The organism is Corticibacter populi (genome assembly GCF_004217315.1).
GTDB lineage: Bacteria > Pseudomonadota > Gammaproteobacteria > Burkholderiales > Burkholderiaceae_C > Lampropedia > Lampropedia populi.
This window is the reverse complement of the sequence record NZ_SGWR01000004.1, coordinates 164,122-189,514: the sequence shown is the minus strand read 5'-3', so window position 1 is coordinate 189,514 and position 25,393 is coordinate 164,122. Positions and strand designations below refer to the sequence as shown.

Genomic DNA, 25,393 nt, shown 5'->3' with positions numbered 1-25,393 from the left:
CTGGCAACAAGGGGCTTCGCACGGCCCCCTATCCAGGCTTTCAATGGACGGGTGTGCGCGGCTTCTGCGACTTCAGAAGTCGTACCGCAGCGTCGCGACGATGGTGCGCGGCGCGTCGTAGGCAGACGATTCGATGCCGTACACGGGGATGTAGCTCTTGAGCAGAATCTGGTCCTTGTCCAGCAGGTTGCGCACCTTCACGCCAGCCGTCCAGTGGCCACCGGCGAAGCGGTAATCCGCGCCGATGTCCACATTGGTGCGGCGGGGAATGGTGCCGCGTTCGGTATTGCCCTCGTCCGAATACTGCTTGGCCGTGTGCTGCACAGAGCCGTAAATGCTCAATTCATCGCCGTTGGCGAGTGGCTGTACATAGCTCAGCCCCGTCACGACCGAGTATTCGGGCGCATAGGTCAGGTGATTGCCGACATAGCTTTCCCCGCCATAGCCGAAATCCTTGAATTCCGTATGTACGTATGACAGCGCGACATTCCAGTCGAGCCTGCGCGTCAATCTGGCGCGCAGTTCGATGTCGGCGCCATAGGTTTCGGCCTTGGCCGCGTTGGTCAGCACCGAGCCGTTGTAAAGCACCCCATTGATCGTTGGATTCGAGACGGACGCCAGATAATCCTTGTAGTCGTTGTAGAAGATGGCGGCATTGACCTGCAGCCGGTTGTTGAAGGCGGAATTCTTCACGCCCAGTTCATAGGCCGTCACCTTCTCAGGGTTGGCGGCCACTGATGCCACCTGCGCGGTTGACGCGCTGCGGTTGTGCCCCCCGAACTTGGCGCCCTTGGTATAGCTCGCGTAGGTGTAGGTTTCGGGCGTCCACTGATAACCCAGCGTCAGGCGCGGCGTGACGCCGGAGGAAGTCTTCTTCAGGCCGCTGACGGAGAATCGCTCGCTGACTTCCTGAAGGTTCTCATCCAGGTTGTAGGCGCTGCCGTCATAGGTCTGCGACGTGCGCCAGTAACGCGCCCCGGCGGTCAGGCTCCACTTGTCCGTCAGGCGATAGTCGAACTGGCCATACAGCGCGACGTCGCTGGTGTCGTACTCGGTCTTGGCCAGCTGGCGGTTGATGGTCACGCCATCGGCCAGGCCGCGGTAACTCCAGTTGTTGTTCTGCCAGTTCTCGCTCTGGTACAGCACGCCCGCCGTATAGGACAGCCTGTCGCCCCAGTCCCCCTGCAACTGGAACTCCTGGAAGAACACGTCCTGCTCGACGGTCTGATGCCACGTGTTGCTGTACCTGGGCAGGCCGCCGATGTCCATGTAATCGGGGTCGTGCTTGTAGGCGCGGTACGAAGTGATGGAGCGCAGGCGCAGATCGTCGCTGATGGCCTTGCTGATCTGCAGATTGGCGCCGCCGCGCTTGAGCTTGCTCTGGGTCAGGTCCTGGACGGCCCAGGTGTCGCGCGGCGCGGTATTGCCGTAATTGAGCGGCGTGGCATTGGTGCCGTTGTCGGATTTATCCAATAGCCCGTCGATCGCCAGCACCGCATCCCAGCCGCCGCCCGGCGTCAAGCGCAGCTTGGCGCGGCCCTGCGCCACATCGGCGCCGTAGATGTCATCGCCCGTGGACAGGTTGGTGCCGTAGCCGTCGCGCTTGCGGTACGAGAATGCCACGCTGCCCGCCAGCAAGCCTTCCTTGAGCGGTCCGGCAAAGTAGCCCCGCGCCTCGCGGGACGAATAATTGCCCAGCCCTGCGGACACCCAGCCGACTTTTTCATCCGTCGGGTTACGGGAAATGATTCTTACCGCGCCAGCCGTGGAGTTCTGCCCGTACAGGGTGCCCTGCGGACCGCGCAGCACCTCGATACGCTCCAGGTCCGGCAAATCCCACTGCCCCGCCGCCACCGAACGCGCCAGCGGCACGTCGTCCACATAGACGCCCACCGCCTGGGTATAGCCCTGATTGGTGGTGCCGACCCCGCGGATGATGATGGAAGACTGCTGGTTTGACGCCCCTTTGAAAAAGGACACCCCGGCCACGTTCTTCTCGATGTCGAACAAATGCTGAAAACCCGTTTTCTCCAGCGCCTGCCCGCCGATGACGCCCACCGACACCGGCGTCTTCTGCAACGCCGTCTCACGCCGCTCGGCCGTGATCTTCACCGCCTCCAGCTCAATGGCCTCATCGACCGGCACATCACCTTCAGCCTGCGCCCATGCGAGTGCCGGCAATGTCAGCAATAGGACCTGCACCAGCAGGTTCGGCTTTTTAGGCGCTTGTCCCGGTAACATGGGGATCATCGTGTTGCTCCAAATCAATAGAAGAGATACAGCCGGGCCACGTCAGGCCCGGAGCCGTTCAAGGGGGTTGCCAGACCACTCAACAACCCATCCGACCCCGAACTGACTGAGACGCTGGCTGTGCATACAAAAAACCACTTGCAGAAAAACCTTATAGAGATAAAATAAACTCTATAACGTATAACATGCTCTAACAAAGAGATTAAATTATGCTTTAACACGTTTGATAAGCAAACATGATCCCTATACAGTTTTTTTATAACCTTATAAGGCATGAGAGTGACTTCCATAAAGAATTCCGGCACACAAGCATTCACCGCCGAGCACACAATCGATGACGCGGACGAGAATTTCATTGCCCGGTTGCGTTTGCTGGCCGACAAGATGGGCAGCGTCAACTCGCTGGCAAAGAGTGCGGGGGTATCCCAGAGTGGTTTTCAGCGTTATCTGGCTGGTGGGCAGCCCACGAGAAAAGTGCTGATCGCGCTGGCGCAAGCAGCCCAGGTCAGCCTTGAATGGCTGATGACGGGCCAGGGCGACCCTCAGCCGGAAGCCCCGACACAGGCTCTGGAGTTGGATCTGGACGAGAGCATCCGCAGCCTTACGCGCTTGCCTTTGTATGCCGATCGCAAACCAGTCGCCGACAACGCGGGTGACAACGCAATCCCCATGTCGCCGAAGAACGTCGCGGGCCTGGGTTTCTGCCGTTTCTGGCTCGGCCAGCACGGCATGAGCGCCGATAGCGTCGCAGGGCTATACATGGCGGGCAACAGCATGGCCCCCACCATCCTCCATGGCGACACAGTGCTCGTGAACATCACCGAGAGAAACATCATCGATGGGGACATCTACGCCCTGCGCAGCCAGAACACCCTACTCATCAAACGCATCCAGAACGAACTGGACGGACGCCTGCGGCTGATGAGTGACAACCCGATCTTCAAGGCCATAGAAGTGCATCGCGATACCGCCGACGTCATCGGTAGGGTCGTCTGGCGCGGCAGCCTGTTCTAGGCAGCCAACGGCTTTGCTATGGGCTCCTATAATGGATCTTTGCCCCTGCTCGCCGGGCCGGTGAACCACCTGCATCTGGTATCGCGACTGCACGCACCATCGGTCCAGCCCAGCTTGCGAAGGCCGTCCCGCTTTGACACGGTCCATGCCCATTCCCATCACCCAAACCCGCTGGCTCTGGCTCGCTGCCATATTGCTGCTGGCCGCGCTGGCGGCATTCTGGCAATGGAACGGCCGCAGCGTCGAAGCCGTGCAGGTGCAGCGCCAGCCGCTGGTGCAAAGCGTGGTGGCCACCGGTCGCATCACCACGCCGGCGCGCATGGCCATCGGCAGCCAGGTGGTGGCCATCGTCGATGCCATCCCGGTGCGCGAGGGCGACCGTGTGCGCGCCGGCGAGCCGGTGGTGCAGCTGCGCGCCACCGATGCCGAGGCCGCGCTGGCACTGGCGCAGACGCGGTTGGAGCAGGCCCGGCTGGAGCTCGATGAACTGCTGCGGCTGAGCGAGCCGGTGGCGCTGCAGGCACTGCGGCAGGCCGAGGCCGACCTGCAGCTGGCCGAGCGCGAACACCAGCGCACCCGCGAGCTGGTTGCGCAGCGCTTCTACGCGCCATCGAGCCTGGATGCCGCCGAGCGCACGCTGCGCAATGCCCAGGCCCAGCTGGCCAGCACCCGCACGCAGTGGGAGGCCACCCAGCCCGGCGGCGCACGCCATGCACTGGCGCTGGCGCAACGACGCCAGGCCGAGGCGGCGCTGGAGCAGGCCCGTGCCGAGCGCGCGCTGCTGACGCTGACAGCGCCCGTCGATGCATTGGTGCTCACCCGCGAGGCCGAACCCGGCGACGTCGCGCAGGCCGGCACTGCGCTGCTGAGTCTGGCCGCGCTGGGCGAGACCCGCATCTACGCCACGCTCGACGAGAAGAACCTGCGCCTGCTGCACGAGGGCATGCCCGCGCGCGCCATCACCGATGCCTTTGCCCAGCAGCCCTTCGACGCGGAGCTCTATCACATCTCGCCGGCCGTCGATGCGCAGCGCGGCACCGTCGAGCTGCGCCTGCGCGTGCCAACGCCGCCCGCTTTCCTGCGGCCGGACATGACCGCCTCGGTGGAGATCATCATCGGCCGGCGCGAGGACGCGCTGGTGCTGCCGGCCGAACTGCTGCACGATGCCGGCAGCGCCGCGCCCTGGGTGCTGGCGCTGCGTGGCGGCCGCGCCGTGCGGGTGCCGGTGCAGACCGGGCTGCAGGGCATCGGCGCGGTGGAAATCACCGCCGGCCTGCAGGAAGGCGAATGGGTCGTGCCGCCGCAGGCGAACGCGCGGGCCGGCCAGTGGCTGCGGCCACGACGGCCGCCAAATGAAAGAACATAGGCAATGCTGCGCCTGCCTTTCGTGCCGATGGTGGCGCTGCGCTTTCTGCGCGAGGGCCGCGTGCAGACCGCGCTGATCCTCGCGGGCATCACCGCCGGCGTGGCCATCATCGTGTTCCTCTCGGTGCTGATGGCCCAGCTCGAGGCCAGCATGATCGAGCGCGTGCTCGGCAGCCAGGCACATGTGGTGATGCGACCGCTCGAAGAGGCCAACCAGCGCGCGCTGCCGCAGGCTCCCGATGCGCCGGCCGCGGCAGCGAGCAGCGTGATCGAGCCACGCACCCAGCGCCTGCGCGCCATCGACCAGTGGCCGCAGATGCTGGCGCTGGCCGAATCCCTGCCCGGCGTGGCGGCCGCCTCGCCGCTGGCGAGCGGACCGGCTTTCGCGGTGCGCGGACGCGCCAGCCGCTCGGTGGCCATCATGGGGGTGGAGCCCGAACGCTACCGGCGCATCGTCAAAGTCGACCAGTACATGGTGCGCGGCCCGTTCGCGCTGGCGGGCAACCACGCCATCATCGGCACCGACCTGGCCGACGACCTCGGCGCCACGGTGGGCGACAAGGTGTTCCTGCGCACCGCCGACGGCCGCAATGACATGCTGCTCATCACCGGTCTCTTCGACATGGGCGTGCGCGACCTCAACCGCCGCTGGGTCTTCACCTCCATGAAGATGGCCCAGTCGCTGCTGGACATCGCCGGCGGCGCCTCCAGCATCGACGTGGCCGTGACCGACATCTTCTCCGCCGAACCCATTGCCACGCGCCTGCGCCAGCGCAGCGGCCTGACGGTGGAGAGCTGGATGACCACCAACAGCCAGCTGCTGCGCGCACTGCGCAGCCAGGCCTCCTCCAACGACCTGATCCGCAGCTTCATCGTCCTCGTCGTCGCACTGGGCATCGCCAGCGTGCTGGTGGTCAGCGTGGTGCAAAAGCAAAAGGAGATCGGCATCCTGCGCGCCATGGGCGCCAGCGCCCGCCGCATGATGGCGGTGTTCCTGCTGCAAGGAGCGCTGCTCGGCCTGGGCGGTGCGCTGGCCGGCATTGCGCTGGCCGCGCTGATGCTGGCCGTGGCCGCGCATTTCGCCGCCAGCGACAGCATCTTCCATGGCGCCAGCCTGCCGGTCGCCACTGCACTGGACGCCGCCGCGATGGCACTGCTGGTGGGTCTGGTGGCGGCCTGGCTGCCGGCGCGCCGCGCCGCGCGCCTGGCGCCGGTGCAGGCCATCCGCAGCTAGTGTCGAGCCCACCCGCAAACACATGAACCAGCAAGCCTCCGGCATCGAACGCGCCCGCCCCAGCAAGGAAGCCATGCGCGCCCTGCCACGCTTCGCCGGCCTGGCGCCGGCGCAGATCTGCGTGGTGCAGACCGCGAGCGACGTCGAACGCGCGCGCAGCGCCATTGTGCAAGCCACGCAGCTGGGCTTCGACACCGAGAGCAAACCACAGTTCGTCGCCGGCCGGCCCGCCAACGGCCCGCACCTGGTGCAGATCGCCACCGCCGATGCGGCCTTTCTGTTCCGGCCCGAAGCCGCCGTCAGCCAGGCGCTGCTGGCCGAGCTGATTGCCTCGGCCAGTCTGGTCAAGGTCGGCTTCGGACTGGATTCGGACCGCGCGCCACTCGAGCGCAAGCTGGGCGTGGTGCTGCGCGGCAGCGTGGACCTCGCCAGGGCCCTGCGGCAGTTCGGCTACCGGCAGCCGGTCGGCCTGCAGACGGCGGTGGCCATCGTGCTGGGGCGCTACCTGCCCAAGTCGCGCAAGATCACCACCTCGAACTGGGCCGCCCGCACGCTTTCGGCGGCGCAGCAAAGCTATGCCGCCGACGATGCCTATGCCAGCCTGTGCGTCCATGTAGCGCTGGCACGGCAGGCCCGGGCAGCGTTGCCGAAGCCGGCCTGAGTGCCGGCATCCGCCCGCAGGGGCCAGCCGGATCAAGACCGGATCAATCGACGCTGGCGCCGGAGGCCTCGACGACGCCCTTCCACTTGCGCGCCTCGGCATCGATGAAGGCGGCAAACGCCTCAGGCGATTCGGGATGGGCCAGTGCGCCCTGCTCGGCGAACTTGCCGACGACACTGGGGTCGCCCAGCCCCTTGACGATGGCCGCGTGCAGGCGCTGCACCACGGGCTCGGGCGTGCCGGCCGTCACGAACAGACCGAACCAGGAGGTGGCCTCATAGCCGGGCACACCCGCTTCGGCGATGGTGGGCACCTGCGGCAACTCGGCGGAGCGCTCGGCGGTCGTCACCGCCAGCGGCACCAGCCGGCCCGAGCGCACATGCGGAATGGCCGAGGGCATGTTGTCGAACATGATCTGGACCTGGCCCGCCAGCAGATCGGCGACCGCCGGTGCGCTGCCGCGATAGGGAATGTGCTGCATGTCCACGCCGGCGAGCTGCTTGAACAGTTCGCCCGAGAGATGGATCGAGCTGCCGCTGCCGGACGAGCCGAAGTTGATCTCGCCCGGATGGGCCTTGGCGTGGGCAATCAGCTCGGCCACCGTCCTGTAGGGCTGCTGCGGGTTGGCCACCAACAGGTTGGGCACCAGCGCCACGCGCGAGAGTGGCTGGAAGTCCTTGACCGGATCGTAGGGCAGCGTCCTGTAGAGGCTTTCATTGATGGCGTGGGTGCCCACCGTGCCCATGAACAGCGTGTAGCCATCGGCCGGGGCGCGTGCCGCAGCCTGGGCGCCGATGTTGCCGCCCGCGCCGGCGCGGTTGTCGACCACCACGCTCTGGCCCAGTTCGCGACCCAGGTACTGCGCCATGACGCGTGCCAGGATGTCGGTGGTGCCACCGGCCGAGAAAGGCACGATCAGCGTGATGGGCTTGGTCGGAAAGTCCTGCGCCTGCGCCGCGTCAGGCAAGCTGGCCAGCAAGGCTGCGCCCGCCGTCAACGCGCGCAGCGCCTTGTGCAGAAAGCCCCGGCGGGACCGTGCTGGCAAATGGGATTTGAATGACCACATGGTTTGTCTCCTCTTTTCTGGTGGTGGTGAAAACGGTCGTGCCCGGCCCGCACTCTGGCGGCTCCGGCACGAACGGACTTTCATCGGCGGGCGGTGGCTGTGCCTGCCACCCGGCCCAGGCGCTCTTGTGCGGCGCCTTGGGCCCGAGGCCGTGCCGGTTCCGGGAACCAGCTCAGCTCGTGAACAGTTACTCCTGCACGATGGACGATGGGTGGTTGGCCAGCGGCTTCACAGAGATTTGCATGTAGGGGAACAGCGGCAGTGCGCTGAGCAGCGCATGAAGCTCGTCGTTGCTTGCCACGTCGAAGACGCTGACGTTGGCGTACTCGCCGACCACGCGCCAGATATGGCGCCACTTGCCCTCGCGCTGCAGCTTCTGCGAGTATTCCTTCTCCTTCTGCTTGATTTTGGCCACCAGGGCCGGATCGAGGGTGTGGGGGATCTGGACGATCATTTCAACCAAGTACAGCATGTATGCAACTCCTATCGGAACAACAAGGAACAACAACGAACAAGAAACAAAGGGGATGGAAGATGGCGCGCCGGCCTTCAGAACCTGTTGACGATCTTTTCGTGAACAGGCTCTTACAGCAAAGGCCAGATCACCATGGTGATGGCATAGATCACGCCCACCAGCAGCATCGAGACCACGGTGTAGCCCATGATGTCCTTGAGCTTGAGCTTCGAGAGGGCCAGCGCCGGCAGGATCCAGAACGGCTGCACCAGGTCGTTCCAGCCGTTGCCAAGCATCACGGACATGGCCGTTATGGCTTGCGAAGTGCCCAGCGTGTGCGCCGCATCGATCATGAACGGCCCCTGCAGCACCCAGTGGCCGCCGCCCGACGGGGCGAAGAAGTTGATCACGAAGGAACTGACCAGGCCCCACAGCGGCAGCGTGTTGACGCTGGAGATGTTGACGAAGATGTGCGCGATCGACTCCACCAGCCCCGAGCCATGCATGATGGCCATGATGCCCGCATAGAACGGGAACTGCAGGATGATGCCGCCAATGGTCCTGACGCCTTCGTTGACCTTCTCGACATACTGCATCGGCGTCTTGAGCAGCAACACGCCCAGGAACAGGATGAAGAAGTTGATCATGTTCAGGTCCAGGTTGCCGCCCTTGTAGAAGTGCAGCGCCACATAGGCCATGCCGCACAGGCCGATGAGCAGGCTCAGCAGGCGGCTGTTGTTGAGGCGCCAGGCCAGGGTCTTCTCGTCGCCCAGCAGATCGCCGGCGCCGGCGGCGGGCTTGTCCTCACGGGCGGCCACGGCAGGATCGAGCTCCACGATCTTCTCGCCCTGCTTGGGATGCATCGCGGCATTGAGCAGCGGCAGCGCGATCAGCACCGCCAGGCTGGTCAGCAGAATGGGTGCGGAGAAGATGGTCTGCGTCAGCGGAATCAGGCCCATCGCGCCCTCGAAGCTGTGGCCCTTGGTGGAGATCAGCACCGGGATGGTGGCCGAGAAGCCCAGGCTGTACATGGTGAAGCCGGTGTAGGCCGAGGCAATGATCAGCGGGTAGTGCACGCCCTTGACCTGCAGGGCCAGCTTGCGCGCCATGATGCCGCCGATCACCAGGCCGAAGCCCCAGTTCAGGTAGCTGCCGACGCAGCCCACCACGGTCGCCACGATGATGGCCTGGCGCGGCGTGTGCACGCGGCTGGCGATCTTGTCCAGGAACCGGTTGACCACCGGCGCGGCGGCCAGCACGTAGCCCATGACCAGAATCACCGCCATCTGCGTGGTGAAGCCCAGCAGGCTCCAGAAGCCCTTGCCCCAGTCCTCCACCACCAGATTGACCGGGCGCTGCTCCACGGCAAAGGCCAGCGCCATCGTCAGCAGCGTGAGCATGATCGCGAAAACAAAGGGATCGGGCAGATACTTGCGCATCAGCTCCGTAAAGAAAGCGGTGATTTTCGACATGGTTGCCGGTCTCCTGTCAGATATGGTTGGGTATCGGTTCTTGAACGATGGATGGGAAAAGGGATCGCCCCGCAGGCCGGGCCCCCATGGAAAATGGGACGCTCGGCGTCGGGCCTCAGACGCTGGCGACTCCCACGGTCATGCCGCCGCAGACATAAAGCACCTGCCCGGTCACGAAGCCGCTGCGCGCGTCGAGCAGGTAAGAGACGGCGTGCGCCACATCCTGCGGCGTGCCGATGCGCTTGACGGGAATGGCATCGACGATCTTCTGCGTGCGCGGCGCGCCCGGCGGGTTGGCCTTGTCGAACAGTGCGGTACGGATCGGCCCGGGGCCGACCGCGTTGGCCGTGATGCCGAACGGCCCCAGCTCCAGCGCCCACACGCGCGTCATGCCGTTCAGGCCAGCCTTGGTGGCGGCGTAGGCGGTGCGCAGCTCCTTGCCCAGCGCGGCGCGCGAGGACATGTTGACGATGCGGCCGAACCCGGCCTGCTTCATGCCCGGCAGCAGCGCCTGCATGCACTGGAAGGCGCAGCGCAGGTTCACCGACAGCGCCAGGTCGAACTCCGCCAGGGTCTGCGAGGCGGCGTCATTGGGCACGACCACCCCGACGTTGTTGACCAGGCGGGTGATCGGGCCATCCTGCAGGGCCAGCTGCAGGGCGCGTTCGGTATCTTCGGGGTCGCTCAAGTCGGCCCGGATGCCACCGGGCACATGGTCGACCACGCGATCGATGATGACGGGCTCATAACCGTCGGCACGACAGCGCTCGGCCGTGGCGGCACCGATGCCGGCACCACCGCCGGTGATCAGCACCCGGGCGCGCGAAAGCGTGGACGGTTCGGGGGAAGCAGTGGAAGACGGCATCTGGAATCTCTCGGTCGGGAAACTGCGGGGACAGAAGCGGAGGTCACGGGGTCACAGGTGGCAGGTGCCGGCCACATAGGCCTTGCGCCAGCGCGTGATGCGCACGGTCTCGAAGAGGCCGGCCTGAAAGAACGGGTCGGCCTCTATGAAGGCCTGGGCCGCCGCGCGGCTCTCCAGTGCCACGACATACAGGCCGCCGCCCAGGTCGCTGCCGTCGTCGTGCAGCTTGGCGCCGCAGGCAAGCAGCAACTCCTTGTTCACATCCAAAAAGGCCAGATGTGCGGCCCGGTGCTGCTGGCGCACCGCCTGGTGGCCGGGCTTGTCGAAGGTCTCGATCATGAAGGGCATGGGGGTTGCTCCTGGAAGGTGTTGTCAGCGGGGAGGCGCCAACAAGGTCTAGACCGTGGCCACGGGCGTCACCGGCGAGGCGATGGCACCCGGCAGGTTCAGCGGCGGCGCCGTCAGCAGGAAGTGGCTGCGGCCGTGTGCGCGCAACCATTGCGCCAGCGGCGTCAGGTGCCACAGCTCGCCCAGGTGCACGCCCAGCCGGAACAGGCAGTGTTCGTGCAGCGGCAGCGCCGCGCAGCAGGCCGCCCCGGGGCGGGCCGGATAGGCTTCCACCGCATAGTTGTCGGCGGCAATGGCGGCGACCTGGCTGTCGCTGATCCATTGCAGCAGACGCTCGTCGCGCCCATCGAGCACGGCGCAACTGCGGTTGAGGACATCCGGATCGGGCTGCTTTTGCATCTCCAGCACCCGCTGGGCAAAACCGGTGTGCAGGCACAGCAGGTCGCCGGCCTCGATCTCGACCCGGTCAGCCTCGATCACGCGCATCAGCTGTTCGTAGCCGATCAGCGTGCGCGCGTCGCCATGGTGGGCCCGCAGGTCCAGCATCACGCCACGGCCTTGCACGCCATTGCCGGCCATGCCATCGATGCCCAGCGCCCCGGCAGAGCTGGTGCTGACGGCGGCCTCCCGCTGCGTTGGCACACCGGTTCCACCCACATCGGCAGGGCCGACGACGTCCACACCGGGTGCGAATCCGTTGTAGTAGAGCGGCTCGGCCACGCCGTCGCCGTTGGCATCGAACAGGGCCCCGACATGGGCCAGACCGTCCCATTGCGTGGAATATTGCAGCGAGAGAATCACCATGTCGTCCGACAGCACGTCGGTGTACCCCGGCTCCAGGTCCTGCAGCAGGCAGTTGAAGTTGACCCTCCCCTTGCGCTGAAGCGGACGCAACACCGGCGGCTTGCGGTTGGGGTTGAGCGCATGGCCGCCGGGATAGTCCAGCGGCAGGCTCAGCGAAAAGCGCAGGCCCTCGCGCACCTGCGCGGCGCCCTGGCGGACCTTCTCCGGCGTCAGCAGGTTCAGGCGGCCGAGCCGGTCGTCCGCGCCAAAGTCGCCCCAGGTGGAGCCGGGCGGGCGCTGCTTCCAGCGGGGATTGGTCGAGGATGGCATGGAGTGTCTCCTATCGGTTGGGTCTGCTGCCGGGGGCTTGTTCTGGTTGGAGGCGGCAGGCCTGTGGCAGGAAGTCGCGTTCACGCCACTTGCGGCTGCCGGTCCAGGAAACCGCTCAGCGCCGCGAGGAAGGCGGCTGGCGCTTCCAGGTTCGAGAGGTGCGACGCCGGCACGCAGGCCAGCTCCGCCCCGGTGATGGCCGCCTGCATGGCCTCGGCATCGGCGACGGTCGTCACCGGATCGTGCGTGCCGGCAACCAGCAGCGTGGGGGTGGCGATGCCCGCAATGGCAGCGCGCAGGTCCTCGCTCGCCAGCGCCTCGCAGCAGCTCGCATAGCCTTCGGGGGCGATGCTGGCAATCCAGTCCTGCGCCTGCCGCACGACGGCCGGCTGCGTCGCCAAGAACGCCTCGGTGAACCAGCGCGCCGGCGCCGAATCGGCCAGCGCCCGCATGCCCTGCGGTCCCTGCTCGCGCACCATCGCCGCGCGCGCCAGCCAGGCCGGCGCATCGCCGATCCTGGCAGCGCTGTTGCACACGGCGATGCTGCGCAGGCGCGCGCCAGCATGCACGCCCAGCCACAGCCCGGTCAGCCCGCCCATGGAAATGCCACAAAAATGCGCGTGGCTGATCTCCAGGGCATCCAGAATGGCCAGCACATCCCGGCCAAGCTGCGCAAAACGGTAAGGCCCCGGGCTGCAGACGCTGCCGCCGTGGCCGCGGGTGTCGTAGCGCAACACGCGGTAGCGCTCGCGCAAGGCCTGCGCCTGCTGCGCCCACATGTCCAGCGTCGTGCCCAGCGAATTCGAAAACACCAGCACCGGCGCCCCGTCCGGGCCTTGCAGGTCGATGCGGAACGAACCCGCAGCGGTGTTCAGTTGTGTCGTGCTCATGCTCAATCACTCCCAGTGCGAACGGAACCAAAGATCGGGGCCCCAAGGGCGTGTTCAAAGTCTCGACGCGCTTGCCGCCGCTGCATGCGGCCTTTCAGGTGCAAGCCGAAGGGCATGGCACCGCCATGCCGCTGCGTAGCGGGACTTTGAAGACGCGCGAAGAACCTGCTGACGATCAGACTTTTTCAAGCAGCATCGCAATGCCCTGGCCCACGCCGATGCACATGGTGCAGATGGCGTAGCGGCCACCGCCGCGGTGCAGTTGGTGGATGGCGGTGGTGGCCAGCCGCGCGCCGCTCGCGCCCAGCGGATGGCCCAGCGCGATGGCTCCGCCATAGGGGTTGACGCGCGGGTCGTCATCGGCGATCTCCAGCAGGCGCAACACCGCCAGGGCCTGCGCGGCAAAGGCTTCGTTGAGTTCGATCAGGTCGATCCGCTCCAGCGTCAGGCCGGTTTGCGCCAGCAGCTTCTGTACGGCCGGCGCCGGGCCGATGCCCATGATCCGGGGCGGCACGCCGGCCGTGGCGGTGGCAACCACGCGGGCGCGGGGCGTCAGGCCATGGCGCACGGCAGCGGCTTCGCTGGCCAGCAGCAGCGCACCCGCGCCGTCGTTGACGCCGCTGGCATTGCCGGCGGTGACCGTGCCATCGGGCCGCACCACGCCCTTGAGGCGCGCCAGCGTCTCCAGCGTGGTGGCACGCAGGTGCTCGTCGCGTGCAAAGACGACGGGATCGCCCTTTTTCTGCGGCAGGCTCACCGGGACGATCTCGGCATCGAACAGGCCGGCCTGCTGGGCCTCGGCGGCCTTGTGCTGGCTGGCCAGCGCAAAGCGGTCCTGGTCCTCGCGGCCGATGCGGTAGTCGGTGGCGACGTTCTCGGCGGTTTCCGGCATCGAATCGACGCCATGCTGCGCCCGCATCGCCGGGTTGATGAAGCGCCAGCCGATGGTGGTGTCGTGAATGGCGTTGGCACGGGCAAAGGCCGACTCGGCCTTGGGCAGCACGAAGGGCGCGCGGCTCATGCTCTCGACGCCGCCGGCCACCAGCAGTTCGGCCTCCCCGGACTTGATGGCGCGCGCGGCCGTGCCAATGGCATCCAGGCCCGATCCGCACAGGCGGTTGAGGGTGCCGCCGGGCACGCGCTCGGGCAGGCCGGCGAGCAGCAGCGCCATGCGTGCGACGTTGCGGTTGTCCTCGCCGGCCTGGTTGGCGCAGCCCAGCAGCACGTCATCGATGCAGGCCGGATCCAGCGCCGGATTGCGCTGCAGCAAGGCCTTGAGGGTGTGGGCGGCCAGATCGTCGGGACGCACGCTGGCGAGGCTGCCGCCGTAGCGGCCGAATGGGGTGCGGATGGCGTCGCAGATGAACGCCTGGGCTTGCGACATGCTTGTCTCCTCGAGGTTGGCGATGAAGGCGTTCAGATGGGCTCGACAGGCTGAATCGGCAAACCGACGATCGCCTCGAGTTCGGCCCGTTCCAGCCCCGCCACGGTATCGACCAGTTGCAGGCCCTGTGGCGTGCAGGCCAGCGTGGCCAGGTCGGTGTAAATGCGCTTGACGCACGCGATGCCGGTGAGCGGGTAGCTGCAGCGCTCGACCACCTTGCTGACGCCGGTCTTGGTGCGCAAGTCCATCATCACCCAGGTCTGCTTGGCACCGATGGCCAGGTCCATCGCGCCGCCGACAGCCGGGATCGCCCCGGGCTCGCCAGTGCTCCAGTTGGCCAGATCACCAGTGGCCGAGACCTGGAAGGCCCCCAGCACGCAGATATCGAGGTGGCCGCCGCGCATCATCGCGAAGCTGTCGGCATGGTGGAAGAAGCTGCCGCCCGGCAGCAGCGTGACGGGCTGCTTGCCGGCGTTGATCAGGTCGTAGTCCTCATGCCCGGGCGCTGGCGCCGGGCCCATGCCCAGGATGCCGTTCTCGCTGTGCAGGATGACCTCGCGCCCGGCGGGGATGTGGTTGGCCACCAGCGTGGGCATGCCAATGCCCAGGTTGACGTAGGCGCCATCGTGAATGTCCTGCGCGACGCGGCGCGCCAGCTCGTCCTTGCTGCGGCGCTGGTAACGGGGTTCGGTGCTCATGGTTGTTCTCCTCGGTACGGCAGTCGCATCACGCCGCCTTGACGCCAGCGGCACGCGTGGCGGAACGGGCAATCGGCACGACGCGGCTGACGTGGATGCCGGGAGTGATGACGTGCTCGGGGTCCAGCGCGCCCAGTGGCACCACCTCATGCACGGTGGCGATGGTGGTGCGCGCTGCCGTCGCCATCACCGGGCCGAAATTGCGCGCGGACATGCGATAGGTCAGATTGCCCCAGCGGTCGCCCTGCTCGGCCTTGATCAGTGCCACATCGCCATGGATCGGATACTCCAGCACGTACTGGCGCCCGTTGATCTCGCGCGTCTCCTTGCCCTTGGCCAGCTCGGTGCCATAGGCGGTGGGACAGAAGAAGGCGCCGATGCCCGCGCCAGCGGCGCGGATGCGCTCGGCCAGATTGCCCTGCGGCACCAGTTCCAGCTCGATGCGGCCGCTTCGGTAGAGCGCATCGAACACATGGGAATCCGCCTGGCGCGGAAAACTGCAGATGATCTTGCGCACCTGGCCGGCCTTGAGCAGTGCCGCCAGGCCCTGATCGCCATTGCCGGCGTTGTTGTTGACCACCGTCAGCTCGCGCGCGCCCTGCGCGATCAGGCCGTCGATCAGCGCATCGGGAATGCCGGCAGTGCCAAAGCCGCCGATCAGCACGGTGGCGCCATCGCGCACGTCGGCCAGCGCCGCTTCGACGGATGGAACGATCTTGTCGATCATGGTGAAGGTCTCCAGGCTCGGGACTGACCAGCTGCCGCCGCCCGGGGCCTGTTCTTCCTCTTTCGCCGCTGGCACAGCGGCCGACAACACGGCCCATGCCATGATGAGGAACAAGCGCTTCGAAAGCGGCAGGTATCCGATCAACCCCACAAAGTTCTAATTACGAACATTTGTTCGTGTAAAGAATTCTAGGCTGTTTTTATAATCACCACAATGACGCACCCACCCCATTCTTCTAAGGATTTACCCCAACCCGGCGACAGCTACGTGCAGTCGTTTGCGCGCGGGCTGGCGGTGATCCGCTCCTTCAGCGCCGAGGCGCCGCAGCAGACGCTCAGCGAGGTTGCCGCGCGCGCCGGGCTGACGCGCGCGGGGGCGCGCCGCATCCTGCTGACGCTGCAGACATTGGGGTACGTTGCCACCGACGGCAAGCTGTTCCGGCTCACGCCGCGCATCCTCGACCTGGGCTTTGCCTACCTGTCGTCGATGCCGATCTGGAATCTGGCCGAACCCTTCATCGGCGAACTCGTCAAGCAGGTCCACGAGTCCAGTTCCATTGCCGTGCTCGATGGCACCGATGCGGTCTACGTCATGCGCGTGCCCACGCAGAAGAAGATCATGCGCATCTCTCTGGGCGTCGGCTCGCGCCTGCCGGCCTACTGCTCGTCGCTGGGGCGGGTGCTGCTGGCGGGCCTGCCGCCGGAAGAACTGCGCGACGTCCTGCGTCGCTCGGACATCCAACCGCTGACGCGCCAGACCGCCACGCAGCTCGATGAGATCGAGGCGCGCATCGAAGCCGTGCGTCAGCAGGGCTGGTGCCTGGTCGACCAGGAACTGGAAGAAGGCCTGATCTCCATGGCCGCGCCCATTCTCAGCCAATCAGGCCGGGTGATGGCGGCCATCAACGTCAGCGGCCAGGCCAACCGCACCAGCGCCGAAGTCATGCGCGAGACCATGCTGCCTGCATTGCTCCAGACAGCGCGGGCGATCTCCCGCACAGTCTCGATTTCCTAGGGGAACCCTGATCCAGAAACGTCAGTGCCCGGCAGCACACTGCGCCAGGTGCTGCTGCCACGCGCCCATGCCGCCTTCGAGCACCTGCAGATCGGCATAGCCCTGCTGCGCCAGCCAGGCGGCGGCCTGCCGGGCACGCGGGCCGCTCTGGCAGTAGACGACGATGGCATCACCCGGCTGGATCGGCCAGGTGGTTGCCTGCTGCGCCAGCTCCGGCAGCGGCACCAGCCGTGCGCCCTCGATGTGCGCGCGGGCATGCTCCTCGGGCTGGCGCACGTCCAGCAGCCACAGGTGCGTGCCGGCCTGCAGGCGCTCGGCAAGGGCCGCGGCGGAGATGGCGGGCAGGCCCCGGGGCTCTGGGCTCAGCCCGCACAGGGCCTGGTAGTCGGCTGCCAGCTGTGTCACCGCCGCTTGTGCGGGATCGACGCCGACGCGCATTTCGCGCCAGCGCGTGCCCAGCGCATCGAAGAGCAACAGGCGCCCGAGCAGCGGCTCGCCGATGCCGGTGATGAGCTTGATGGCCTCGGCCGCCATCAGCGTGCCGATCTGCCCCGGCAGCACGCCCAGCACACCGGCCTGCGCGCAGGAGGGCACCTCGCCCGGCTCTGGCGGCTCGGGAAAGACGTCGCGGTAGGTTGGGCCGTGGCCGCGCCAGAACACGCTGAGCTGCCCCTCGAACTGCAGGATGCTGCCCCACACGCAGGGCATGCCGAGAATGGCCGCGGCATCGCTGACGAGATAGCGGGTGGCGAAGTTGTCGGTGCCATCAATGACCAGGTCGTAGTCACCGAAAAGCGCCAGCGCATTGGCCGGCACGAGCCGCTCGCGGTGCGCGACGACGCGCACATGCGGGTTGAGGTCCTGCAGGCGCTCGCTCGCCGAAGCGGCCTTGGACCGGCCCAGCTGCGCGCTGCCGTGCAGCACCTGGCGCTGCAGGTTCGAGAGCTCGACCACGTCGTCATCGACGATGCCGATGGTGCCAACGCCGGCAGCCGCCAGATACGGCAGCACGGCAGAGCCCAGGCCACCGGCGCCCAGCACCAGCACGCGCGCATTTTTCAGGCGCAGCTGCGCCTCGGTGCCGAAGCCGGGCAGGCCCAGGTGCCGCGCGTAGCGGGCCTGCTCCAGAGCATCGAGCTGGCCACTGACGGCGACCAGCGGCGTACAAGTCATGGCGTCATCCATGGGCAACCGGACATTCGCATCGGCATCACAGATAGGCCCGCCCTTCCATCGACGACGAGGCCAGCGCATGGCGGCGGCGCGGCACGCGGCCACCCAGCGCGGCCAGGCGGCCACCCGCGACGGCATGGCGGAAGGCTTCGGCCATCACCACCGGGTGCTGCGCACGGTTGACGGCGGTGGCCAGCAGCACGGCCGAGCAGCCCAGCTCCATCGCCAGCGCCGCGTCGGATGCGGTGCCCAGGCCGGCATCGAGCACGATCGGCACCTGGGCGCGGGTCACGATGGCCTCGATGTTGTGCGGATTGAGAATGCCCAGGCCGGTGCCAATGGGCGCGCCCAGCGGCATCACCGCGGCGCAGCCCAGGTCCTCGAGCTGGCGCGCGACGATCGGATCGTCATTGGTATAGGCAAGCACGACGAAATCCCTGGCCACGAGCTGGCGCGCCGCCTCCAGCGTCTGCACCACGTCGGGCAGCAAGGTCTTGTCGTCGGCGATGACCTCGAGCTTGATCCAGTTGGTCTCCAGCGCCTCGCGCGCCAGCTCGGCGGTGGTGACGGCCTCGCGTGCCGAGAAGCAGGCCGCGGTGTTTGGCAGCACCTGCAGCTTCAGGCGTTCGATCAGCGCGTACACGGCCGCGCCATCGCCGCGCGGATCGAGCCGGCGCAACGCCACGGTGGTCATCTCGGTGCCGGAGGCGAGCAGCGCCTGCTCCAGCAGGTTCAGGTCGGTGGCGCCGCCGGTGCCGGTGATCAGGCGCGACTGGAAGCTGCGCCCGCCGATCACCAGCGGCTGATCGACGCTGGCAGCGGTCTGGATGGGGGTGTCCTGGCTCATGAATGGCTCCTTGAATTCTCTTTGGTGTGTGAATGAAGTGCGACGCTCAACCGCCCTGCTTGGCGGTGACGACCTCGATCTGCTGACCGGCCTTGATGGCGGTGCAATGCCACTGCCCGCGCGGTACAACCAGCCCGGCAACCGCCACGGCAATGCCCAGCCGCGTGCCGTCGACGGCCTGGCCCTGCTCATTGAGTGCATGGCCGCTCATCTCGGCGATCAGCTGCAGCAGCGTGGCAGCGGTGGTCTGCGTGGGCTTGCCGTTGAGCAGAATGGACAGGGTGGCGTGAGAGTCGGACATGGCAGCTACCTCCGGGCTCGGGGCGGGTGGGACTGGGGGACGACAGGCCGCCGCGCATGGCAGCGCCTCTGCCAGCCCCGAAGGGACAGGCAGGCGCGAACGCGGCACGAGAATGGGAACGGACGTCGTCATGTGGCTTCCTACGCCGGTGCGAGCCGGATCAGGTTCAACGGTCGGCAACCTGCCGCGCGCCAGTGCGACGCGGCGGCATTGCCCTCTCAGCCGGTATGGCCGGCTCCCGTGCTTGGAACGGTACTTGGAACGGATGCAGGGCGGCCTTCACGTGCCGCCTACAATTGCCCGCAAGTCTACACCAGCACCACCGATCAGCCACCATCGATTGCCATGCCATTTGCCCCGTCCCCGCAAGCCGCCGCATGTCTGCAGCGCGCCCGCCTCTACCTTTGCACCGACAGCCGCGGCGCCTCGCTCAGGGACTTCGAGGCCTTTGCCGACGCCGTCTATGCCGCCGGGGTCGACATCATCCAGCTGCGCGACAAGGGCATGGAGGCGGCCAAGGAACTCGACTACTTTGCCGTGCTGCGCGAGAGCGCGCGCCGGCATGGCGCCTTGTTCTCCGCCAACGACCGTGCCGACATCGCCCGGCTGGCCGGCGCCGACATCCTGCATCTGGGCCAGGGCGACCTGCCGCTGCCGGCTGCACGCGGCCTGCTCGCCGAAGGAGCGCTGCTGGGCCAGTCGACGCACGACATCGGCCAGGCCCGGCGCGCCATGCAGAGCGAGGCCGACTACTACTGCATCGGCCCGGTCTGGCCAACGCCCACCAAGCCTGGCCGCCCGGCCGCCGGCCTTCAGGCCGTGCGCGAGGTGGCTGACGCCGCGCGCGAGCTGGCGCCGGCCAAGCCCTGGTTTGCCATCGGCGACATCAACCTGAACAACATCGGCGAGGTGATCGAGGCCGGGGCACGCCGCATCGTGGTGGTGCGCGCCATCACCCAGGCGCCCGACCCGGCCGAGGCCACGGCCCGCCTGAAGGCGGCGCTGCCACCGCTGGACTGAACCGGCCATGTCCGCGCATGCCGCTGCCCCTCATCCAGCGCCGCTGCTGGCCTTGCGCGGCGTGCGCAAGTCGCACCACATCGGCACGCCGGTCGAGACCGAGGTGCTGCACGGCATCGACCTGACCATCGAGGCGGGGGAATTCTGCGCGCTGGTAGGCCCGTCGGGCTCGGGCAAGAGCTCGCTGCTGAACCTGATCGGCCTGCTCGAGCCGCCGACCGCCGGCGAAATCCGCCTCGACGGGATGGACACCGCGCAGCTCCCGGAAACGGCCCGCACCCGGTTGCGCGGGCGCAGCATCGGATTCGTGTTCCAGTTCCACCACCTGCTGCCGGCCTTCAGTGCGCTGGAGAACGTGCTCATGCCCGCCAGCATCGAGCGCGGCGCCGCCAGCGACACCGACACCGCCAGGGCCCGGGAGCTGCTGCGGCGTGTGGGCCTGCATGACCAGGCCCACAAAAAGCCCGGCGAGCTCTCGGGCGGCCAGCAGCAGCGCGTGGCGATCGCCCGTGCCTTGCTATTGGCGCCCCGGCTGCTGCTGGCCGACGAACCCACCGGCAACCTCGACAGCCAGGCCGCACAACAGGCCTTTGCATTGCTGCGCGAATTCAACCAGGACGCCACCCATGGCCAGCGCAGCGCCTGCCTGATGGTGACGCACGATGAACACCTGGCAGCGCAGTGCGACCGGCGGCTGCACATGCGCGATGGCCGCATGTGCGACTGAAAACCTGCCGCCACCTGCTCGACCTGCTACCCGCTACTGCGGCCGCCGGGAAAACCGCTGGGCCAGGGCCGCGCAAGCCATCAACTGGATCTGGTGAAACAGCATCACCGGCAGAATCATGGCGCCAATGGCGGCGGCCGGAAACAGCACCTGCGCCATCGGCACTCCCGTGGCCAGGCTTTTCTTGGAGCCGGCGAACAGGATGGTGATGCGATCTTCGGTGTCAAAGCCCAGCAGGCCCGAGAGCAGCCACACCAACGCCAGCACCAGCACCAGCAGCAGGGCGCAACAGAGCAGCAGCATCAGCAGCGCGCGCAGCGGAATCTGCGACCACAGCCCTTCATTGACGGCGCGGCCGAAGGCCGAGTAGATCACCAGCAGGATCGAGGCCTGGTCCACATACCGAAGCCAATGCTTGTTGCGCGCCACCCAGGCACCGATCCAGCGCCTGGCAAGCTGGCCGGCGATGAAAGGCACCAGCAGTTGCAGCGTGATTTTCTCGATGGCGTCGAAGGTGCTGCCAGCCACCTCCCCTTGCCCGCCCAGCAGCCAGGACACCAGCAGCGGCGTCAGGAAGATGCCCAGCAGGCTGGAGGCGGCGGCACTGCAGATGGCAGCCGGGACATTGCCGCGCGCCAGCGAGGTGAAGGCAATCGCCGACTGCACGGTGGCCGGCAGCGCACACAAGTACAGCATGCCCAGGTAAAGCGGCGTGCCCACCAGCGGCTGCAACAGGGGTTTGAGCAGCAGGCCCAGCAGCGGGAACAGCACGAAGGTGCAGCCGAACACCAGCAGATGCAGGCGCCAGTGCCCCATGCCGGCCACAATGGCCTGGCGGGAGAGCTTGGCGCCGTGCAGGAAGAACAGCAGCGCAATGGCCAGATTGGTGACGGTGGCCAGTGCCGCCTCCATCCGCCCCTGGGCGGGCCACAGCGAGGCCAGCGCCACCACGCCCAGCATGGTCAGGATGAACCGGTCGGGGATGAAACGGCTGAGAGTCATGATTCGTGGAAAGTCACTTCGGGAAAGACGCGCTGAAGAGCACAGACCAAGACAGGCAGGCACCGCCGGCAGCGGTGATCCCCGCCCATGGCGCCTGCCCGCCCCGGTCATGCATCAGGGTTGGGCCGCTCAGAAGTCGTGCAGCAGGCCGATATCGAGCGCGCGCGTGGACTTGAGGTGCTCGGTCTTCTGGTAGCTGGCGGTGGTGTAGAGCTTGGTGCGCTTGCTCAGGCTGTACCAGTAGCCAAGACCGGCGTGCTGGGTCTTGATGTCCTGGTTGTCATCGTAGTTGTACTTGACGCGCACCGAGGCGACGGCGCTGACGGGGATGCCGGCGCCGATGGTCGCCGTGGTCCGCTCGCCGGTGGAGATGCCGGCAAGGCCTTCGCCATCGTTGTGCGCGGCACTCAGGAACGCCTGCAACACGCCGAAGTCGTAGCTGGCGCTGCCGCCGATGGCCGCATCCTCGTTGAAACGCTTGACGTAGCCGAGCGAGCCGCTGAAGGCGCCCGCCTTGTACAGCAGCGTGGCAGCCAAAGGGTGCTTGGGCTTGACGCCGTTGATGGAGGCGCGGTCGGTCAGCGTGGTTCCCACCAGCACCTGGAAGCCCGCCAGCTCCGGCGTCCAGTACATCACGCCGGAATTGAACTTGTCGTCGGCGCCGGCGCGGCGCTCGCCGCGGCCGCCCACATAGTCGCCATAGAACGCATCGGCGCCGGGCCCGTACCAGAACGGACCATCGGAGCGGCCCATGCGCAGCGTGCCCCAGTCGCCCGAAATGCCCAGCACCGCGATCTCGGTGAAGAACGAATCCGGGTTGGCGGCACTCCCATCGGCGGCATTGAGACGGTGCTCGAGCTGGAAGAAGACCTTGGTGTTGCCGCCCAGGTCCTCGGAGCCCTTGAAACCCAGCGCGCTGTTGGTGCCAGTGGCCATGCGGGTGCCATATTTCTGGCCGCTGGCATCCTCGCTGGAGTCATAGCGCAGGCCCAGGTCGACCCGGCCATAGAGGGTGACGGAGGATTGGGCCACACTGGCCAGGGGCACCAGCGCCAGGGCGGCAACGAAGGAGAGGGCAGCGGTTTGGCTGATCGATTTCTTCATGGTCGGGCTACTTTCAAAAAAGAGTTGGGAAAACACTCACACGGGGGCTTTGCAGGGCCGCGCCACGGCAACCGGGGTGCGGATGGGCTGCAATCGGGGCGTCGGCAGACAAGGCTCGGGCCTTGCCCCTGCTGACAGGCAATCGGAATGCGGTGGAAATACCGTTGGAAACGGGTGCGGGGTGCGGGCCGTGCCCGCGCAAGGGCCAATGCGCGCTCTGTGGAATACGCGCTCCGTGGATACGCTCAGTAGCCGGCGAAAAACTCCAGCGTGACCTGCTCGGGCGGCACCTCGCAGGCATCGAGGTGGTCCTGCAGCGTGGCCACCATCACGTCGGGGCCCACCACGAAGAAGTGGCAGTCGCGGCAATCGGGCAGCACCTGGCGGATCAGCTCCGGCGTGATCAGTCCGCTGAAGACCGACCCGTCATCGCCGCCAGCGCCGGCACCGGCATCGGCCGGGACTTCGCTGAAGACATGCACGACGCGGCAGCCCGGCAGTGTCTGGCGCAACGCCTGCAGTTCCTCGCGGAATGCCGCCGAGGCCGGATTGCGGTTGCCGTACAGGAGGGTGACCGGCCGTGGCAGCGGCGCCACAGCGGCGCGCTGGCCCAGGTGCCGGAGCATGCCCAGGAACGGCGTGATGCCAATGCCGCCAGCCACCATGACCAGCGGCCGCTGCCAATCCTGCGGCAGCACGAAGTCGCCCATCGCCGGGCTGATGGTGAGCGCGTCGCCCGGGCGCAGTTGGGCGATGTGGCGTTTGAAGGCGCTATCGCGCATGCGCATCGCCAGCAGCAGGTGCGGCTCGTGCGGCGCGCTGGCCAACGACAGCATGCGCTCGCCATCATCCTCATCGGTGGGCGTGAAGCCGGGAATCGTGACGCTGACGAACTGGCCCGCCTCGTAGTCGAAGCCGGCCGGCTTCTCCAGCACCACGGCCAGCGTGTCCTGCGCCACCTCGTGGGTCGCGATCACCTTGACCTGGAAAGCGTCGAGATCTTCCATCTTGTTGAAACTCCTGGATCGATTGATAAAAACGGGTTGTGGCAGCGTGGCCATGCGGTCGCAGCCAGCTTTAGCCGCCCAGCGCCATGCCGTCCTTGCGCTTGTCGGAGGCGCCCAGCAGGCTGCCGTCTGCTAGGCGCATGGCAAATTGCGCGCCACCAAAATCGCTGCGCCCGCCCAGCTCACCTTCACCGACCGGGTCGACAAAGCCGCTGGCGCGCAGCAAGGCGGTCACCTCCGGCGGCGTGCCCGCCTCGATGGCCAGCGCGGTGTCGGATTCGAGGCGCCAGCGCGGCGCGTCCAGCGCCTCCTGCAAGCCCTGGCCGAATGCCGCCAGGCGCTCCAGGATCTGGACTTGCCCCTGCGGCTGCATGGCGCCGCCGACCACGCCGAAGCAGGCATGCAGGCGGCCGTCCCGCAGCGTGCCACCCGGCACCACTGTGTGATACGGGCGTTTGGCCGCACCGGGCGCATTGCGCGTGCCCGGACGGCCAAAGCCGAAGCCACGGTTTTGCAGCACGAAGCCGCAGCCATCGGCCGAGATGCCGGAGCCAAAGCGCTTGAAAACGCTGCTCATCAGGCTGATGCCCAGGCCATCCTGGTCGATGATCGCCGTGCAGACCGTGCCGGCCGGGTCGGCCACCTCCTCGCGGGCACGGCGCATGGCGCGGCGCATGGCCTGCACGGTGCACAGCACGGTGCGCGGCTCGTCCCGGAGCAGGGTTTGCGGCTCCAGCTCCCTGAGCGCTTCGAGCACCGCCATGCCATGCGTGTTGGGTGGGCAGGCCAGTACCGTCAGGCCGCGAAATTCCGCACGCAGCGGCGGCGCGAAGAAGCCGGTGTGCTCGGCAAAGTCCTGCGCCGTGAGGATGCCACCATGGCGCTCGCTGGCCTGCTGCGCGGCCTGTGCGGGCCGCCCCCGGTAAAAGGCATCGGCACCGCCGCAGGCAATGTCTTCCAGCACCGTCGCCAGTTCGGGATTGCTGAACCTCTCGCCGGCCTGCGGTGGTTGTTCGGCGCGATAAAGGCGTGCGCTCACCGCATCGCCATGCAGCACCGGCGCGAACAGGGCCCATTCCCGCGCCGCAATGGGCGCGACCGCAAAGCCCGCCCGCGCCATGGCGATGGCCGGCTGCAGCAACTGCGCGAACGGCAGGCGCCCATAGCGGGCGTGCAAGTCGAACCAGCCGCGCACGGCCCCCGGGGTGGTCAGCGTCAGGGCATGGCGCTCGGGAATCTTCTGCTGTGGCAGCGCCGCCAGCAATTCATCGCGCCAGGCGCGCGGCGCGCGTCCGGTGCCGTTGTAGGTGATGGCCGTGCCGTCCGGCTCGACCAGCATGGCCAGCACATCGCCGCCGATGCCGGTGGCCATCGGCTCGACCACGCCCAGAATGGCATCGGCCGCAATCGCGGCGTCCACCGCACTGCCGCCGCTCTGCAGCATCGCATGGGCCGCGCGGGCCGCCGCCGGATGCCCGGTGGCCACCATGCTGTGCTGGCCGTGCACGCCCTGCGCGGACACAGGGTCTCGATCCGTTGGTGCGTCCATCTCGAATCAAAAGGTGAAGACTGAAGGAAAGGGAACGGGTATCAGGCCACCGCGCCCAAGCGTGGTGCCCAGGCGCGATCAGCCGCCGGGCAGCGGCCGATCTTCACG

Annotated in this window: 25 protein-coding genes; 7 read left to right on the top strand and 18 right to left on the bottom strand. The window is 67.2% G+C overall.

Features of this window, described 5'->3' with window-relative positions; genetic code table 11:
- Positions 1-72: 72 nt before the first annotated feature.
- The gene (locus tag EV687_RS14950) at positions 73-2,250 is read right to left on the bottom strand and encodes a TonB-dependent receptor (protein WP_122229539.1); all 2,178 of its coding nucleotides are present in this window, start codon (positions 2,248-2,250) and stop codon (positions 73-75) included.
- A gap of 279 nt (positions 2,251-2,529) precedes the next feature.
- On the opposite strand from EV687_RS14950, the gene EV687_RS14945 reads away from it, so the two are divergent.
- The 4 genes from EV687_RS14945 (at position 2,530) to EV687_RS14930 (ending at position 6,524) form a co-directional block, all read left to right on the top strand.
- Positions 2,530-3,264 (top strand): S24 family peptidase, encoded by a 735-nt coding sequence (locus tag EV687_RS14945; RefSeq protein WP_165392834.1) that lies wholly within the window; start codon positions 2,530-2,532, stop codon positions 3,262-3,264.
- A gap of 145 nt (positions 3,265-3,409) precedes the next feature.
- On the top strand, positions 3,410-4,630 hold the full coding sequence (locus tag EV687_RS14940; RefSeq protein WP_122229543.1) for an efflux RND transporter periplasmic adaptor subunit: 1,221 nt from the start codon (positions 3,410-3,412) through the stop codon (positions 4,628-4,630).
- A gap of 3 nt (positions 4,631-4,633) precedes the next feature.
- A complete protein-coding gene (locus EV687_RS14935; protein ID WP_122229545.1) occupies positions 4,634-5,863 on the top strand; it encodes an ABC transporter permease in 1,230 nt (409 codons plus the stop codon).
- 22 nt (positions 5,864-5,885) lie between these two features.
- Entirely contained in the window at positions 5,886-6,524 is a 639-nt protein-coding gene (locus EV687_RS14930; RefSeq protein WP_122229547.1) for a 3'-5' exonuclease, read from the top strand.
- 43 nt (positions 6,525-6,567) lie between these two features.
- Here EV687_RS14930 and EV687_RS14925 read toward each other — a convergent pair whose 3' ends face one another.
- The 10 genes from EV687_RS14925 to EV687_RS14880 all read right to left on the bottom strand — a co-directional run bounded on the left by EV687_RS14925 (position 6,568) and on the right by EV687_RS14880 (position 15,541).
- Complete coding sequence (locus EV687_RS14925; RefSeq protein ID WP_122229549.1) at positions 6,568-7,590, bottom strand: Bug family tripartite tricarboxylate transporter substrate binding protein; 1,023 nt, start codon at positions 7,588-7,590, stop codon at positions 6,568-6,570.
- 187 nt (positions 7,591-7,777) lie between these two features.
- The gene (gene catC / locus EV687_RS14920; protein ID WP_122229551.1) at positions 7,778-8,062 is read right to left on the bottom strand and encodes a muconolactone Delta-isomerase; all 285 of its coding nucleotides are present in this window, start codon (positions 8,060-8,062) and stop codon (positions 7,778-7,780) included.
- Positions 8,063-8,175: 113 nt separating this feature from the next.
- Entirely contained in the window at positions 8,176-9,516 is a 1,341-nt protein-coding gene (locus EV687_RS14915) for a short-chain fatty acid transporter (RefSeq protein ID WP_122229553.1), read from the bottom strand.
- A 115-nt stretch (positions 9,517-9,631) separates the two neighbouring features.
- On the bottom strand, positions 9,632-10,381 hold the full coding sequence (locus tag EV687_RS14910; RefSeq protein ID WP_122229555.1) for an SDR family NAD(P)-dependent oxidoreductase: 750 nt from the start codon (positions 10,379-10,381) through the stop codon (positions 9,632-9,634).
- A gap of 51 nt (positions 10,382-10,432) precedes the next feature.
- A complete protein-coding gene (locus EV687_RS14905) occupies positions 10,433-10,729 on the bottom strand; it encodes a YciI family protein (protein ID WP_122229557.1) in 297 nt (98 codons plus the stop codon).
- 48 nt (positions 10,730-10,777) lie between these two features.
- Positions 10,778-11,842 (bottom strand): cyclase family protein, encoded by a 1,065-nt coding sequence (locus EV687_RS14900; protein WP_122229559.1) that lies wholly within the window; start codon positions 11,840-11,842, stop codon positions 10,778-10,780.
- A gap of 80 nt (positions 11,843-11,922) precedes the next feature.
- On the bottom strand, positions 11,923-12,732 hold the full coding sequence (gene pcaD / locus EV687_RS14895) for a 3-oxoadipate enol-lactonase (RefSeq protein WP_122229561.1): 810 nt from the start codon (positions 12,730-12,732) through the stop codon (positions 11,923-11,925).
- Between the two features lie 175 nt (positions 12,733-12,907).
- Positions 12,908-14,116: a 3-oxoadipyl-CoA thiolase gene (gene pcaF / locus EV687_RS14890; protein WP_122229563.1), complete on the bottom strand. Its 1,209-nt coding sequence runs from the start codon at positions 14,114-14,116 to the stop codon at positions 12,908-12,910.
- A 32-nt stretch (positions 14,117-14,148) separates the two neighbouring features.
- Entirely contained in the window at positions 14,149-14,814 is a 666-nt protein-coding gene (locus tag EV687_RS14885) for a 3-oxoacid CoA-transferase subunit B (protein WP_122229565.1), read from the bottom strand.
- 28 nt (positions 14,815-14,842) lie between these two features.
- Positions 14,843-15,541, bottom strand: coding sequence for a 3-oxoacid CoA-transferase subunit A (locus EV687_RS14880; RefSeq protein ID WP_122229567.1), 699 nt, complete (start codon positions 15,539-15,541; stop codon positions 14,843-14,845).
- A 213-nt stretch (positions 15,542-15,754) separates the two neighbouring features.
- On the opposite strand from EV687_RS14880, the gene EV687_RS14875 reads away from it, so the two are divergent.
- Complete coding sequence (locus EV687_RS14875) at positions 15,755-16,555, top strand: IclR family transcriptional regulator (protein WP_122229569.1); 801 nt, start codon at positions 15,755-15,757, stop codon at positions 16,553-16,555.
- A 21-nt stretch (positions 16,556-16,576) separates the two neighbouring features.
- Here EV687_RS14875 and moeB read toward each other — a convergent pair whose 3' ends face one another.
- Genes moeB through thiS form a run of 3 tightly spaced genes read right to left on the bottom strand, consistent with a single transcriptional unit; the run spans position 16,577 to position 18,876 of the window.
- Positions 16,577-17,728: a molybdopterin-synthase adenylyltransferase MoeB gene (moeB, locus tag EV687_RS14870; RefSeq protein WP_122229925.1), complete on the bottom strand. Its 1,152-nt coding sequence runs from the start codon at positions 17,726-17,728 to the stop codon at positions 16,577-16,579.
- A gap of 37 nt (positions 17,729-17,765) precedes the next feature.
- Entirely contained in the window at positions 17,766-18,575 is an 810-nt protein-coding gene (gene thiG, locus EV687_RS14865; protein WP_122229571.1) for a thiazole synthase, read from the bottom strand.
- A gap of 46 nt (positions 18,576-18,621) precedes the next feature.
- A complete protein-coding gene (gene thiS / locus EV687_RS14860; protein WP_122229573.1) occupies positions 18,622-18,876 on the bottom strand; it encodes a sulfur carrier protein ThiS in 255 nt (84 codons plus the stop codon).
- 345 nt (positions 18,877-19,221) lie between these two features.
- Between thiS and thiE the strand changes: the two genes are divergently transcribed.
- Both thiE and EV687_RS14850 read left to right on the top strand, forming a co-directional pair.
- Positions 19,222-19,896, top strand: coding sequence for a thiamine phosphate synthase (gene thiE / locus EV687_RS14855; protein WP_122229575.1), 675 nt, complete (start codon positions 19,222-19,224; stop codon positions 19,894-19,896).
- Between the two features lie 7 nt (positions 19,897-19,903).
- On the top strand, positions 19,904-20,623 hold the full coding sequence (locus EV687_RS14850; protein WP_122229577.1) for an ABC transporter ATP-binding protein: 720 nt from the start codon (positions 19,904-19,906) through the stop codon (positions 20,621-20,623).
- 33 nt (positions 20,624-20,656) lie between these two features.
- Here the strand turns inward: EV687_RS14850 and EV687_RS14845 are convergent, their stop codons facing one another.
- The 4 genes from EV687_RS14845 to EV687_RS14830 all read right to left on the bottom strand — a co-directional run bounded on the left by EV687_RS14845 (position 20,657) and on the right by EV687_RS14830 (position 25,258).
- Positions 20,657-21,628: a bile acid:sodium symporter family protein gene (locus EV687_RS14845; RefSeq protein ID WP_207226488.1), complete on the bottom strand. Its 972-nt coding sequence runs from the start codon at positions 21,626-21,628 to the stop codon at positions 20,657-20,659.
- 126 nt (positions 21,629-21,754) lie between these two features.
- A complete protein-coding gene (locus tag EV687_RS14840) occupies positions 21,755-22,729 on the bottom strand; it encodes a porin (RefSeq protein WP_122229581.1) in 975 nt (324 codons plus the stop codon).
- 245 nt (positions 22,730-22,974) lie between these two features.
- Complete coding sequence (locus tag EV687_RS14835) at positions 22,975-23,736, bottom strand: ferredoxin--NADP reductase (protein WP_162846614.1); 762 nt, start codon at positions 23,734-23,736, stop codon at positions 22,975-22,977.
- Between the two features lie 70 nt (positions 23,737-23,806).
- Positions 23,807-25,258 carry a gamma-glutamyltransferase family protein gene (locus tag EV687_RS14830; RefSeq protein WP_242612666.1) on the bottom strand — a complete coding sequence of 484 codons (1,452 nt, stop codon included), beginning with the start codon at positions 25,256-25,258 and terminating at the stop codon, positions 23,807-23,809.
- Positions 25,259-25,393 lie beyond the last annotated feature (135 nt).